General features: G+C 39.9%; 12 protein-coding genes. 9 read left to right on the top strand and 3 right to left on the bottom strand.

The annotated features are described in order from the left end of the window. The first annotated feature begins 42 nt into the window (after positions 1–42). The 3 genes from FZF09_RS14385 to FZF09_RS14375 all read left to right on the top strand — a co-directional run bounded on the left by FZF09_RS14385 (position 43) and on the right by FZF09_RS14375 (position 3,262). The gene (locus tag FZF09_RS14385) at positions 43–1,785 is read left to right on the top strand and encodes a carbon starvation CstA family protein (RefSeq protein WP_158737308.1); all 1,743 of its coding nucleotides are present in this window, start codon (positions 43–45) and stop codon (positions 1,783–1,785) included. Between the two features lie 109 nt (positions 1,786–1,894). Further along, on the top strand, positions 1,895–2,161 hold the full coding sequence (locus FZF09_RS14380; protein ID WP_199256800.1) for a cory-CC-star protein: 267 nt from the start codon (positions 1,895–1,897) through the stop codon (positions 2,159–2,161). Positions 2,162–2,311: 150 nt separating this feature from the next. After that, entirely contained in the window at positions 2,312–3,262 is a 951-nt protein-coding gene (locus FZF09_RS14375) for an ArsA family ATPase (protein WP_158737307.1), read from the top strand. Positions 3,263–3,586: 324 nt separating this feature from the next. Here the strand turns inward: FZF09_RS14375 and FZF09_RS14370 are convergent, their stop codons facing one another. Beyond that, positions 3,587–4,900: a hemolysin family protein gene (locus FZF09_RS14370; RefSeq protein ID WP_158737306.1), complete on the bottom strand. Its 1,314-nt coding sequence runs from the start codon at positions 4,898–4,900 to the stop codon at positions 3,587–3,589. A gap of 78 nt (positions 4,901–4,978) precedes the next feature. On the opposite strand from FZF09_RS14370, the gene FZF09_RS14365 reads away from it, so the two are divergent. From FZF09_RS14365 to FZF09_RS23120, 3 genes are all read left to right on the top strand, one after another. Then, a complete protein-coding gene (locus tag FZF09_RS14365; RefSeq protein ID WP_158737305.1) occupies positions 4,979–5,203 on the top strand; it encodes a hypothetical protein in 225 nt (74 codons plus the stop codon). A gap of 266 nt (positions 5,204–5,469) precedes the next feature. Next, positions 5,470–6,432: a nuclease-related domain-containing protein gene (locus tag FZF09_RS14360; RefSeq protein ID WP_158737304.1), complete on the top strand. Its 963-nt coding sequence runs from the start codon at positions 5,470–5,472 to the stop codon at positions 6,430–6,432. Positions 6,433–6,517: 85 nt separating this feature from the next. Beyond that, complete coding sequence (locus tag FZF09_RS23120; protein ID WP_255450586.1) at positions 6,518–6,643, top strand: hypothetical protein; 126 nt, start codon at positions 6,518–6,520, stop codon at positions 6,641–6,643. A gap of 266 nt (positions 6,644–6,909) precedes the next feature. On the opposite strand, the gene FZF09_RS14355 is transcribed toward FZF09_RS23120, so the two are convergent. Continuing rightward, positions 6,910–10,164, bottom strand: coding sequence for a DEAD/DEAH box helicase (locus FZF09_RS14355; protein ID WP_158737303.1), 3,255 nt, complete (start codon positions 10,162–10,164; stop codon positions 6,910–6,912). A 209-nt stretch (positions 10,165–10,373) separates the two neighbouring features. On the opposite strand from FZF09_RS14355, the gene FZF09_RS14350 reads away from it, so the two are divergent. Next, complete coding sequence (locus FZF09_RS14350) at positions 10,374–10,997, top strand: HD domain-containing protein (RefSeq protein ID WP_233269512.1); 624 nt, start codon at positions 10,374–10,376, stop codon at positions 10,995–10,997. 682 nt (positions 10,998–11,679) lie between these two features. Here the strand turns inward: FZF09_RS14350 and FZF09_RS14345 are convergent. Beyond that, positions 11,680–12,300, bottom strand: a complete 621-nt coding sequence (locus FZF09_RS14345; RefSeq protein ID WP_158737301.1) for an HAD family hydrolase — start codon at positions 12,298–12,300, stop codon at positions 11,680–11,682. 338 nt (positions 12,301–12,638) lie between these two features. Here FZF09_RS14345 and FZF09_RS14340 point away from each other — a divergent pair, with 338 nt between their 5' ends. Together FZF09_RS14340 and FZF09_RS14335 are read left to right on the top strand one after the other, a co-directional pair. After that, positions 12,639–14,096 carry a SulP family inorganic anion transporter gene (locus FZF09_RS14340; protein ID WP_158737300.1) on the top strand — a complete coding sequence of 486 codons (1,458 nt, stop codon included), beginning with the start codon at positions 12,639–12,641 and terminating at the stop codon, positions 14,094–14,096. Positions 14,097–14,507: 411 nt separating this feature from the next. After that, on the top strand, positions 14,508–14,927 hold the full coding sequence (locus FZF09_RS14335; RefSeq protein WP_158737299.1) for a universal stress protein: 420 nt from the start codon (positions 14,508–14,510) through the stop codon (positions 14,925–14,927). The last annotated feature ends 88 nt before the right edge of the window (positions 14,928–15,015 follow it).

Below are 15,015 nucleotides of genomic sequence, written 5' to 3'. Positions count from 1 at the left end.
AGAAAAATAAAGAGAGACAGTTGAAAAGGAGCGTGAATGGTTATGCCGGCTATTGTTTTAGCAATCATCGGGTTAATTGTGTTTGCTCTTGGTTATCGTTATTATTCTAAATTTATAGCAGAGCGTATTTACAGGCTGGATCCTAATTATCAAACACCAGCCCATCAATTCCGGGATGGTGTGGATTTTGTACCGACCAACAAATGGGTGCTCTGGGGCCATCATTTCACGTCTGTCGCTGGGGCAGCGCCTATTGTAGGACCGGCTGTAGCTGTTTATTGGGGGTGGTTGCCTGCCTTTTTATGGGTTGTATTAGGGACCGTTTTTGCAGCTGGTGTTCATGACTTCGGGACGCTCGTCCTGTCTGTGCGCAATAAAGGGCAATCGATTGGAACGCTGGCGGAACGCATTATCGGAAGACGTGCCAAACTGTTATTTTTGTTCATTATTCTAATTTTGGTTCTCATGGTCAACGCAGTATTTGCCTGGGTTATTTCGAATTTATTCATAACATTTCCAGCAAGCGTCCTGGCGGTGTTTATTCAGATACCGCTTGCGATTTGGATCGGTTATACGGTTAATAAAAAAGGAAAAAATATGCTCGTGCCATCTCTTGTTGCACTGGCTGTAATGTACGCAGCAGCTGTTATTGCCAGCACTATTCCTGCTTTACAAATCGATTTGGTGTCTTACTTTGGAGGAGAAGAAACAACTGGGTTATTCGGTTTAGACGCGGTTTCATCGGCATTTTTAATTTGGATTGCCGTCCTTATGATTTATGTTTACATTGCTTCGATTCTGCCGGTGTGGAAGCTTCTTCAGCCGCGTGATTATATTAATTCGCATCAGCTGGTGGTAGGGCTTGCTATTTTGTACCTTGGTTTATTTTTCACGTGGCCGACTCCTGAGGTAACAGCGCCGGCTACACGGGAAGTATCGGACGTTTCTTGGTTCCCACTTCTCTTTATTACCATTGCTTGTGGGGCGATTTCCGGGTTTCATGGTCTGGTTTCTTCTGGGACCTCATCGAAACAGTTAAATAAAGAAACGGATGCACGTTTTGTTGGTTATTTTGGTGCAGTCGGAGAAGGAACTTTAGCCCTAGTGACCATTTTAGCAGTGACCACCTTCTTTGCTTCACAAAGTGATTTTCTATCTAGCTATGAAAGTTTTAATACAGCAAATGCGGATGGGCTGGCCCATTTTGTTGGAGGTGCGGGGCAGCTAGCAACCGGGCTTGGTTTACCAGCAGGCGTTGCGGAAACCATTGTAGCAGTAATCGTTGTTAGTTTTGCAGCTACAACACTAGATACCTCTGTACGTTTAATGAGGTATATTATATCAGAACTCGGGCAGGAGTATAGTGCACCTGGCCTTACGAAAAAGCATGTAGCAACAAGTATTGCTGTAGGAGCAAGTACACTGCTTGTAATGCTGCCTGGAGACCGAGGGTTTGGCTCGGGAGGATATTTACTCTGGCCATTATTCGGTACGTCAAACCAGCTCCTTGCTGGTATTAGTTTGCTGCTCATTTCTATTTGGCTTAGAAGAAAAGGACGAAATTTCTTGTTTACCTTTATACCAATGATCTTCTTGCTTTTTATGACGATGTGGGCCATGACAAGTCAGGTTATTTTCCAGTGGTCTTGGTTAGGAGACGGGGATGCACAAATTCTTTTATTTGTACTGGGAGCTATTATATTAGCGTTCACCGTATGGATTTTGCTTGAAGCGATAGCGCTGTTCCGAAGAGAACCACCGAATACTGATCCGGACAATGATTAATACAACTTTCCGTGGTAAAATAAACTCCATAAAGGGGCTTATCGTGTGGGCAAACCTGTTCGCCGGCAAGCCCCTTTATTATCTGTCAAAATAGATCGGAGGGAGAGAAATGGCCGATAATAAGATGAGCTTAAAGAAGTTGATAGAATTTTATGATGAAGTGCTGCGTCTTCCCCATCGTGCTGAAATCAAACGTGAAATACGGGATGAAGACGATCTTTTTTTACTGTTATGCTTTTCAGAATTACTCGGCCTGCCAAACCCAGTTTCTTACTATACTTTGGAATTATATCCGGAAATGGTGGAAAAGTTTCACGAATGGCATCTGCGGATGGGAATGGATAAATCTCCGTTAAACGGTATACGCTGCTGCTAACAGAAGAGATGCCAGCGTTTGTTTTAATACTTTTGGAAAGCTTAAACTTGCTAAAGGATCAAGGTATAAGTAAAACGACGTCATCCGCCATAGGACTTGGCGGCAGGCTGAGGTTTTCTAAGGCAAACCGGTTCTGAAAGGAATGAAATAATGGAGAAACTGTTTAATTATGAGATTTTGTTTTTTGGGGGAAAGGGCGGTGTAGGAAAATCGACGTCTTCTTCTGCCTTTGCACTCGCAGCTGCAGAAAAAGGGAAGCGGACTTTGCTCGTCTCAACCGATCCAGCTCATAACCTAAGTGATTTGTTTGATACAAACATTGGCGATAAAAGAAAACAGCTCACCGAAAACCTGTGGGGTATGGAAATTAGCTCCGAGAAAGAATCCAGGCGCTACATTAATCAAGTGAAGGACAATTTAAAAGGGCTTGTGAAGTCCCACATGGCTGAAGAAGTCAATAGACAGATTGACATGGCCGCTGTATCTCCGGGTGCGGAAGAAGCAGCACTGTTTGACAGGCTGGTTCAGATAGTGTTAGAAGAAAAAGAATATTTTGATACCATAGTATTTGACACAGCACCTACTGGTCATACGGTGCGGCTGTTGTCACTGCCCGAAATGATGGAAGCATGGATAGAAGGGATGCTAAAGAGAAGGCAGTCAATTAATGAAAATTATTCACAATGGTTAAATGACGGAGAACCAGTGGATGATCCGATTTACAGAGTGCTTATGAATAGAAAAGATAGGTTTTCCGAGGCAAGAAAAGTGTTGATTAATAACAAACGAACCGCCTACATATACGTACTAATACCGGAAAAGCTCCCAGTTGCAGAAACGAAACGAGCTTTACAGATGCTAGAACAGGCTAATTTAAAGGTGAATGCATTAGTTGTAAATAAATGTTTGCCAGAACATGCTGGAGACAGTATGTTTATTGAGAAGCGTAGAAAACAAGAGCGTGCTTATATTCAACAGATTAAAGAAGAATTTCCCAACCAGAAAAAAATATTTTTGCCTTTGCTAGAAGAAGATATTGCAACAAGGAAGGCTCTTGGAGATATAAAAAAAGAATATCTTTTTCCTTCCTTACGTGTTTAAGACAGTTAAAGACATAAGAAAATGAAATGCTATGAAAAAGTAGAGTTTATTGAAAAGGTAAGAAACTATAAAAATTTGTCGTTTTCAAACGCTAACTCCTGAATCCGGCTGCTTAGCACAAACGAGGTAAATCAGTTCCGCGTTATCACAGGATGTGAGATTTAGCTGACTCACTTAAATCGTAGAGGCTAGTCGAACCGATAGCCCAACCTCCTTTCATTTTTATAGAAGAGTACAAATGTGAACCATACCGCTTTGGAAGGAGAGTGAGGTAAATGGCTATGCTAGAGAATGAGTGGAAGAGTAAATGAAAAGTTAACAGTGCTATGAAGAGGGCAATCCAGCCTCTTCTTTTTTTATAGCTTCAATCATTCTAATTTGCTGACCTTCCATCTCTCTTGGGATAAACTTCCAGTTGCCGAATGAAATATTTTCCCCTTCTTGAACTTCTGGCTTTTCAAACAGCATAAGGCCTCCAATAGTATCTATCGGTCCATCCTCAATGTCAATTTCTAATAAATCATTTACTTCTTCAATAAGTACTTTTCCATCAAGCATAAAATTTGTTCCAGCATCGTTTAACTTTTGGATTAAAGGGTGTTCATCCGAATCGAATTCATCTCGGATTTCTCCTACAATTTCTTCTAAAATATCTTCTACTGTTACAAGCCCGGCTGTACCGCCGTACTCATCAAGCAAGATGGCCAAATGAATTTGTTCTTGCTGCATTTTTATTAAAAGCTTTGATATAGGCGTAGAGTCTAAAACTTGAATTACTGGGCGTGTGTAAGTCGATAAATCAACATGGTCCATTTTAACGAGATCACTAAACACTTCCTTTGCATGTATCATACCAGTGATGTGATCTTTGTCTCCATTAACAATTGGATAGCGTGTGTATCTTTCTGTTGTCATTATTTTTAAGTTATCTTCTAAAGAAGCATTATTAGTAAGTGTGACCATCTCTGTTCGAGGTATCATTATTTCTTTTGCTAAACGATTATCAAACTCAAAAATCCGATTAACAAATTTATATTCAGACTGATTAATTTCGCCTTTCTCATAGCTTTCCGATAAAATAATGCGGAGTTCTTCTTCGGAATGAGCTACTTCATGCTCCGAAGCAGGTCTGACTCCAAATAAACGGGTGATTGCTTGGGCAGAACCATTTAACAACCAAATAAAAGGGTACATAATTCGATAAAACCATATAATTGGTTTTGAAAATAACATAGTAATCTGTTCTGCTTTTTGAATCGCAAAAGTTTTAGGGGCCAGTTCTCCCAGGACGACGTGCAAAAATGTTACCAAGAAAAAAGCTATGGAAAAACTCAAAATAGTATTGATGGTACCAGGAAGATTAAAAGGTTCCAAAATAGGGTGAAGTATGCGTTCAATCGTTGGCTCGCCTAACCACCCCAAACCTAGCGCAGTGATCGTGATACCCAGCTGGCAAGCAGATAAGTATTCGTCAAGGTTGGAAATAACTTTTTTAGCAGCTTCTGCTTTTTTATTACCTGTTTCGAGTAATTGATCAATTTTGGAAGTGCGGACTTTTACAATAGCAAATTCTGTAGCTACAAAAAATGCAGTAAAAAGGATTAAGAGAGCAAGTAAAAATAAATTAAGAATTAACATGGTCCACCTCCAATTATGGAGCTTTTTTCTTATGATGGCATGTAACAAAAATTTTACTCATTATGTGCGTTTTAGTGGGTGGAGGGAGAAGAACTGAACAAGCGAGTAGAACCGCTGAAAGAAGGGAAAGAAGAGCCGAAAAAAGGAGAAGAAGTGCTGAACCCTGGGAAGCGAGAGCTGAAAGAAGAGAGAAGAGCTGAACAAGCGAGTAGAACTGCTGAAAGAAGGGAAGGAAGAGCCGAAAAAAGGAGAAGAAGCGCTGAACCCTGGGAAGCGAGAGTTGTAAGAAGAGAGAAGGGCTGAACAAGCGAGTAGAACCGCTGAAAGAAGGGAAGGAAGAGCCGAAAAAAGGAGAAGAAGCGCTGAACCCTGGGAAGCGAGAGCTGAAAGAAGAGAGAAGGGCTGAACAAGCGAGTAGAACCGCCGAGTCTTGAAAAGGCAAACCTGATTATCAAGGCATACTCTGGCTTATCTTTTTTGAAATCACTGCTTATAAATATAAAAAGGATGTTGCCTTTAAATAGAGAATTAATGTATATACTTTTTAAAGAAAGGAGCATTTTGTTTTTGTGATAATTAAAAAAAGAGAAAAGACTCTTCATCTAAAAAAGCTAGAAGCCCTCGAACGAAGAATGCCTTCAGCTCACAAAAATCGTTCTATGGTAGAGGAAACACTTGCAAGGCAGATGGCAGGATTTAAAGGGGAGTTAGCAATTAATTATCCTCTTAGCTTTTTGCCTCAAATGACGTATTATATTTTCCATCATCTTCGCCTCTTTGATGGAACTCGTCCTTTCCAATTGGATACTTTGCTCCTTACCCCGTATTACCTTCTCATACTTGAAGTGAAAATTATTTCTGGCTCCATTACTATTAATCATGATTTTCCCCAAATTATTCGATCAAGTGAAGATAAAGAAGAAGCATTTGCAGATCCATTTATTCAAATTGAACGTCAAAAGCTGCAAATGAAACAATGGTTTATTAATAATAGACGCAAGACAATGCCTATGGAAGCAATAATTGTAATGGCAAATGAGCGTACGGTTGTTCGACATGACAATGCAAACTCTCGGTCTCTTGAAGAAAAAATTATACCGTGTGGTGGGATACCTAAATGTATTAGAAACATGGAAGCTAGCTATAAGAAGGCCCATTATTCTGAAAAGGAGCTTGAATCTCTTTCCAACCTTTTGTTAAGAGGGCACCAAGAACTAGATAGTGATATCTTAAAGCAATTCCAAGTTAACCAATTAGAACTAATCTCGGGTGTACAGTGTTCTGCCTGTTGGCGTTTTTCAATGGTATGGAAACGTCGAAGGTGGCAATGTCCTTATTGCCATTCTCGTTCGTTGAATGATCATTTTCAAGCATTGGAAGATTATTCTCTTCTTTTTTCTCCAATCATCTCCAATCGTGATGCAAGGAAGTTTTTGCATCTTTCCTCTCCTGATAATACAAAACGCATGCTCCGAAAATATTCGAATCGTTATACTGGAAAAACGAGTGGAAGGAAGTATTTACTGAGATAAAACTTGATTGACAGGCTAACTGTCAAATCTAAACAGAAGTGCTCAAATCAAAAAGGAAAGCTGGAACAGAAGGGGAGAGAGCTCAATGGGAAGGGAAGTGCCGGAATCTAGACTCGAAGCGCTGAACGCAAAAGGAGAAGAGCTGAATGAAGAAGAAGAGCTGGAACAGAAGGGGGAAGAGCTGAACACAAAGAGAAGTGCCGGAATCTAGACTCGAAGCGCTGAACGCAAAAGGAGAAGAGCTGAATGAAGAAGAAGAAGAGCTGGAACAGAAGGGGGAAGAGCTGAACACAAAGAGAAGTGCCGGAATCTAGACTCGAAGCGCTCTGAACGCAAAAGGAGAAGAGCTGAATGAAGAAGAGCTGGAACAGAAGGGGGAAGAGCTGAATCTAAAACATAGCCAGCCGAACTAACTAAAAAAAGACCGCCTCTCTTAGCTTAACTGAGAGACGATCCTTTCTTTGATCCAAGACGGTATTACAACTCCAAAATTTCTCTAATATCTTCTTCAGAAAGAGAAGACAAACTTGTTTCTCCAGATTGAATAACTTGATCGAATAAAGCTTTTTTCTTGTCTTGCAAAGCTTGAATTTTTTCTTCAATAGTACCTTGAGATATCATTTTAACCACTTGAACTGCGCGTTGTTGCCCGATACGGTGAGCACGGTCTGCAGCTTGGTTTTCAACGGCAGGGTTCCACCATAAATCAAAGAGAACGACGGTGTCTGCCCCTGTTAAATTAAGTCCTGTGCCGCCAGCTTTTAATGAAATAAGGAAAGCTTCATTTTCTCCTTCATTAAATCTATCCGACATCTGTAATCTTTCTTGACTTGGTGTTTTGCCGTCTAAATAGAAATACGACAATCCTTCTTTTTCGAAAGCTTCACAAATAAATGAGAGCATGCTCGTAAATTGTGAGAACACAAGCACCCGCTGTCCGTTTTCACGGGCGTCTTTCATAAAGTTCATTAATTCTTCGAGCTTTCCAGAGCCGCCTCCATATTCTTCTAAGAACATACCGGGATGACAGCACAATTGACGAAGTCTGGTTAAGTTAGAAAGGATGTTCATGCGATTTTGCTGGAAAGTTCCGGTTTGCAGCTGCACGGCGGTTTCCTCTTTAATACGGTTTAAGTAAGCTACATATGTTTCTCGTTGCTTTTTAGTTAGATCACAATGAATAGTTGTTTCAATTTTATCTGGAAGCTCAGTTAGAACTTCTTTTTTCGTACGGCGCAAAATAAAAGGAGAAACGCGGTGCCTGACACTGTCTGCCGGTAATGTTTTGAAAGACTGTACATCTGGGAATAAACCTGGCATCAAAATTGCGAATAAGGACCATAATTCCTCGATTTTATTTTCAATAGGTGTTCCGCTTAGCGCAAAAGCTTTTTCGGTTTGGAGTTTTCTTACTGCTCGAAACGTTTTAGAAGTATAGTTCTTTAAGGCTTGAGCTTCATCTAAGATTATCCCATGAAAAGCAATATTCTCATAAAGTTCGACATCCCTTCGAACCAAAGGATATGAAGTAATAAATACATCGGTGTTTTTCGTGTTTTCAATTTGTTGTTTTCGTTCTGCTTTCGACCCGTAGATGATTTGAACCTTAAGAGTTGGAGCAAAAGTGTTCGCTTCTTTCTCCCAATTGTAAACCAATGAAGAAGGTGCCACGACTAAAAATGGCGGGGCGTCAGAACGTTGTTTTCTTTCAGACAATATATAGGTTAACGTCTGTAACGTTTTACCAAGTCCCATGTCATCTGCCAAAATACCGCCGAATCCATAAGCAGTTAGAGCTTTAAACCAATGGAAGCCTTTTTCCTGATAGTCTCGAAGGGTACCCTGAATTTCTTTAGGAATAGATGCTTCAAATTTTTCAGGAGAGCGTATATCATTTAATAACTTTTGGACACTTTCATCTTTATGCCATTGTCTCCCCGTGTTTAAATATTTATCTATTTGAAATGCCTTATAAGCCGGAAGCCGAAGTGTATTATTTTCCAAATCTTCTGGAGACGCACCTGTATCATTTAACATTTCCTTAATGCTATTTAGTATCTCGTTGTCTAGGGAAACAAAACGTCCATCATCTGTTTTATGATACCGTTTTTTTTCTTTTAAAGAAGTCATCAGTTTATATAAATCCTCTTCATTTAAATCATCGGTTTGAAAGGAAATATCAAGCCAGCCTAAAGACTCGTCTAATGAAGAATCGATGGAAAAAGAAGCGGCAGGAACGAGCAATTTTTCTACGTCTCTGCTCATAAATACATCGGCAATTTCTTTAAGTTCCGGCAATATGCTGGTGAGAAAGTAAAAAATAGAGTCTTCGTCTGTTAATGACAATGCTTCACCATTCCAATGAAATCCAGCGGATTCAATTAACTGAAGCAATTCCTCTTCTTTTTTCGTTTCGCGCACAATTACAGCATTATCTTCTGCGATGTTTCTTTCTTCTGTAACAGCATGAAGAGAGTGAGGTCCATAAGAAAACAAAGGTTCTGCTAATAATGCGTTATCTTTTTTATCTAAATAAATTTTCTTTTGCAAAGAATGCTCTTCTACACGTTGTTCTACATCTGTTCCCATGTTCAGTCTTCTTTGTTCTTTTAAAGAACTCACCACATTAGAGTACACTTGCTCTAACTCCGTCTTTTCTAAAGGAAGCCGGCCTTTAGGTGTGTCCATCAGCATGTGGAATAAAAGCTTTGTAGAATGGTCTTTTTCATCCGATGTTTCATACAACCGGTCATTCCAAATGTAATATGGTGTCAGACTGACTTTTTTCGGCGGGTATTCAAAAGAAGAATAGGATAAGAAATAATTATTTCCTTCCCTGTTCAATTCAAACGTTCCCGGCCACTGCTGTTTAATGACTAATGGAACGGGGCTGCCTACTGCAGGATTTATATAAACATTCATGCAGTCTGTCAGCGCTTGAATCACTTGTTCTGCAGCAACAGGAGGAATCGTTATTTCTGACTGAGATTTTTTTTCCGAGTAAAAAAAGCTCGTTTGCCGGCCGGTCCATTTTTGATTTCGAATGACTTCTTCAAGCTGTCTTAAGGCATTAAGATCTGCTTCTTCGAAATAGTGATACGTAGGGTCAAACGTAAATTTTTTTGTGAAAGGCAGCAATGATCGCTGCCTCATCGCTGATAATAAAGCTTCGATATCTTTGACGACGTATAATTTATCCGTTCCTATTTTTAGTTCAATAGAAAAAAATTGTTCTTGCGGCTGGTAATAATCCGTATGAAAAGTAAGCATATATTCTGCTTGTAACGCTTCTCCAACGGATTCTACAGTCTGCATGCGTCCGGCAAAATAATCAACAAACAGCTTTCTTAATGAGGCTGTTTTCTCTGTTTCCGTTTCCTGTGATTTATGAAATCTCTTCTGCACTCTCCGTTCTCTCTTTTTATTCTTTTGAGAAGTATCAAGAGCAGGAGATAGTGAAATCAGTACAGCAGTAATATGTTTACATATGTCCATTCGGCCTGTGTGGGCAGGACAGGTACATGAATATTCCTGTAATTCTCCATCTTCATGAAACAGCAGGTGGACTTTGTATGGAAAAGAGCCTGATACATTCGCCTTTACTTTTGTAAAAGATCCTGCCGTGTTGTGTGACAAATCCTCCACCCTGTTTTCTTCCCAGTAGGATAAGCCTCTTGAGTAGATGGTATTGCCTGCTAGAGCACGAATCTCCGATTTTGTTAAATAGCGCAAGGTGGATCCTCCTTCGCATTTTATGCATAACCATTATTTTATCATAATTATCTTTTATTTATCGTTGGAAAGTTTTTATACAAATGCTAGTGTTTGTGGAGTGAACATTTGTAAATATGAGATAGAAGGAAAATAGCGCACAAAAGTAGAAAAAATAATAAAGTAGAAAAAATAATATAGAAAGCAGAAAGATGAAGGTGGGTTTAACCATGACTGAAAAATATGACATCATCGAAAAAGCGAAGCATAAAGCATGGGAATTTTTTGAGGGGGCAGACCCAGCCCATGATTATTGGCACACTCACCGAGTAGCCGTTTGGGCCGTAGAACTGGCAGAAGAAGAGGGAGCGGATGTATTCATTTGTGAAATCACAGCATGGCTTCATGATCTCGCAGATAAAAAGTTAAACCACTCCGAAGAAGAAGCGATTAATCATGTAAGGGACTGGCTGCAAACACATCTTGAAAATGATAAAGAGATTGAACAAATCATAGATATTATCGAAACAATGTCTTATAGAAATGGAAATAATTCTTCTATGAGTACTCTTGAAGGCAAAGTTGTCCAAGATGCGGATAGACTTGATGCGATAGGTGCTATAGGTATTGCACGAGCATTTGCTTATGCAGGGGCAATAGGTGAACAATTACATATACCAGCCTCTCCTGATCAAGAAAAACGTCGAACAGCAATTGAACATTTTTATGATAAACTGCTGCGATTAAAATCTTTAATGAATACAGATACAGCCATTGATATTGCTAACAAAAGACAACGTTATATGGTAAATTATCTCGAACAATTTTATAGTGAATGGGAAGGTAAACTTTAAGTAACCGCCCCGGTAGAGACTCCGGGAAAAGATTCTTTTTTTCTTTGGGTAAGAAAGCTTTAATGAGGGAGTATACATTTTTGGCGTTTTTATGTCTAGCTTCAGCGCCCAGCCGCTCAGGCGCACACGAGAAAGAGGAACTTTTGCTAAAACCGCGAACGTGCTGTCGCAACGCAAAAGTCAACACCTCCTGTGCAAGCCCGTTCAGCGTTGTCACAGGACGTACTTCCACACGATGTGGTGACTTCTACGTTGCACACTCGTCGCCAAAAACGCCACGTCCTGTGGCATTGGCGACATTAGCCCATCCTATGCGTCGACGTGTGCGATCTTAGTAGAAGTTCATTAAAATGAGCTGAACGTCTGATGTCTTCCCTTTCGACTCCGGGCCGCAGGCGACCCTGAGCGAAAGCTCCAGAACCTGTCGCGGGCTCCCAGGATGGGAGTCAGTTCGGCGTTGTCACAGGACGTGACGCTCGTAGCCGAACTTCCTTCTTTTAAGGCGCTTGCGCTTTGCTTAAAAGGTAAGAAATTATAAATAGTTGGCGTTTTACATGTCTAGCGCAAGCGTCTACTCGCTCGAGATTCCTTCGGTTCGGCATATGGAAAGCAAAGATCAGCTTTCCATATGCCGACCCTCCAGGACTTGTCGCTCGTGAGCAAGGCGCTTGCACTTTTCTTATTATTTTGTTAATTGCAGAATTTCATTTGGGGTGTGCAGCATGTGATCGGGGTTTGATTTTTCAGGCTGAACCGCTCCCCAGCCTGCTAGAGCGAAAGCGATACCAGCAGAATGAGCACATTTTTCGTCGTGCAGTGTATCCCCTATATATACTGCTTTTTTTGCTGTTTCCCCGCTTTTTTGTAAATAAGCCATTAACGGATCGGGCTCTGGTTTGTGTTTATCGGTATCATCAGCACAGACAATGGTATCAGCGTAAGGATGAAGGTCAAATCGTTCTACTTCCTCCTTGAATTCCTTTTTTGTTTTGGAGGTGACAATCCCAATACTGTACTTTTCTGTTTTCAGATTCTTTAATGTATCATGAATGCCGGGAAAAACTTTTACAAGTTTACGGTTAGATTCCATATAATGAAGCCATTCTTCCCGAACTTTTCGTTTTTCATTTACTCCGAGCACCTCTAATGCGTCATCTCCAGGAATACCCAGTACTGGCTTTAATTCTTCTATAGAATAGTCATTGCCAACCCCATTTTTAAGGGCACTTTGCAGAGATTTTAGTATTGCCTCTTCTGTATCTATGAGTGTTCCATCTACATCAAAAATAAAAGATTGGTACATAAATAACCTCCTGATCACTAATGAAATCCTCTTTCTTAATTTCCCAAAAATCGCAGGAGTTAACCAGCAGAAAGAAAGGTTGTCATAATTTGTGAAACAAAAATGAAAAATGGAGTATACCAGAGAAAACAATACTAATGAAAGAGAATATGTCAAATGACTAACGCTTACATGCTGTTTGGTAAGATCGAAAATGTATGGTAAAATCCGTTTGTTCACAACGCCGGCTTTTGGAGGGCAAAAGCCAATACACAAGACAAGAGGGTCGGGCAATTAAAGATAGAACGGAGCTAGTTCCCACCCATCAAAAATAAGTAGAAAGAAGGGGAAAAGAGAAAGTGAATACCGCAAAATTAAAAAATGAATGGTTTGGAAATATCCGCGGTGATGTACTCGCGGGTATGGTTGTTGCCTTGGCGTTGATTCCTGAAGCAATCGCTTTTTCCATTATTGCAGGATTAGATCCTATGGTTGGATTGTATGCATCATTTTGTATCGCTGTGGTGATTGCGTTTGTAGGCGGCCGGCCTGGTATGATTTCTGCGGCAACAGGGGCAATGGCCTTATTGATGGTTACACTTGTTGCAAATCATGGACTGGAATACTTGTTAGCCGCAACTATATTAACTGGTATTATTCAAATCGTTTTTGGATTTAGTAAATTATCGCGGCTGATGAAATTTATTCCAAGATCTGTAATGGTGGGATTTGTGAATGCTCTTGCGATCCTTATTTTTATGTCGCAAATAGAGCACTTTGAGGGTGAAGGCTGGATGATGTATAGTTTAGTCGCTTTAACCCTGTTTATTATTTACTTGCTGCCAAAGCTTACGAAAGCTGTGCCATCTACGTTGGTTGCTATTATTATCGTAAGTGCACTTGCTATTTTCATTGGTGCAGATGTACGTACGGTGGGTGATATGGGTGCGCTTCCTGATACACTGCCTGTTTTTCTCTTACCGGAAATTCCATTAACGATTGAAACGCTTATTATTGTATTTCCTTATGCACTGGCTTTATCGGTTGTTGGTTTACTTGAATCTTTATTAACTGCTTCTATTGTAGATGACATGACTGATACTGAAAGTAATAAGGATAAAGAATGCCGCGGTCAGGGATACGCCAATGTTGTTACAGGATTCTTTGGCGGCATGGCCGGGTGCGCGATGATTGGACAATCAGTTATAAATGTCAAATCAGGCGGTAATGGCCGGTTATCATCATTGGTGGCTGGAGTATTTTTAATGTTTTTAATTCTTGTTTTAGGTAATTTAGTAGTGCAGATACCAATGGCAGCTCTTGCCGGCGTTATGATTATGGTATCTATTAGTACCTTTGATTGGAACTCTATAAAAATGTTAACAAAAGTGCCAAAAAGTGATTCTACCGTTATGGTCGTGACGGTAGCTACCGTAGTTATTACTCACGATTTATCAAAAGGTGTGCTGGCCGGGGTTATTTTAAGTGCTATCTTCTTTGCAGCGAAGATATCGAAAGTGAAAGTAGCTGAAGCGGCAGGCAATTCTGCAGCTCAAAAGATTTATCAAGTGGATGGTCAATTGTTTTTTGCTTCGGTAACTGATTTTGTCAAAAGTTTTCAATACAATGAAGATGGTGTGAAAGAGGTAGAGATTGATCTTTCAAGTGCTCACATTTGGGATGATTCAGCTGTAGAAGCAATAGAAAAAGTAAAAGTCAAGTTTGAACAGAAAGATGTAGAAGTAACCTTGAGCGGATTAAACAAAGAAAGTTCTCAGCTCATGAATAAATTAGAAGGCTTGTCCTCAGGTCATTAAATTGGTGAAAAGACGCGGCATGTCGATTTTGGGGCATGCCGTAGTTTTTTATTTGCACTGAGAGGAAAGCATTTTAGGATGGATGAATAAGCAACGTAGTCAAAATGTTGAGGAAGTCAGTATAAGTGCACCTAGGCAATCGCCCTCACCTAAAGGCTTGTCGCTAGCCAAGATTTCTTAAAAGAGAAGAATTTATATCACTTAGTATCTTTTCATCTCTTCAGCGGTCCATTTTTCTTCATGGAAAAAAATAGATGATAAGCTAAGTTAATAAAAGACACTATCAGAATTGATATATTCTTTTGAAAAATAGTAGAATAGCAACAAACCTCTAACTTTTGGGGCGTTCAATGAGTGAATTTCTATAATAGAAAAAAACGTTATAATGTATGAAAAAAAGGGGAGAAGAGAATGTATCAAAAAGTACTGCTAGCCGCAGACGGGTCAGAACATTCCCGTCGTTCAGCCGATCATTCTATTGCATTAGTAAATGGAGAAGAAAAAGCTCATATCGATATCGTCTATGTTGTTGACGGAGATAAATCAAAAGCAGATGTTTTGCACTATGGTAACACGGAGCTTATTCAATCAAAACGAAAAGAAAAATTAGAACCGATTGAAAAAAAGCTTAAAGAAAACAACATTCCCTATGATATTCATTTAAAACACGGTGAACCAGGTCCGGCCATTGTTAAATTTGCCAATGACGGAGACTATGACTGCGTTGTGTTAGGAAGCCGAGGTTTAAATCAATTGCAAACGATGGTTCTTGGAAGTGTAAGCCATAAAGTAGCTAAACGAGTACATTGTCCAGTTATGATTATTAAATAAAAGTTTTTTAATATATAGAGGAGGCTGGGACAAAACCCAGTAATTAAAAAGAGTGGTCCTCGCCAATACGTTGGTGAGGACCACTCTT

Source organism: Alteribacillus sp. YIM 98480, from assembly GCF_009765375.1.
Classification (GTDB): domain Bacteria; phylum Bacillota; class Bacilli; order Bacillales; family Marinococcaceae; genus Alteribacillus.
The sequence above is the reverse complement of the archived record's forward strand: the minus strand, read 5'-3'. Positions and strand labels throughout refer to the sequence as shown.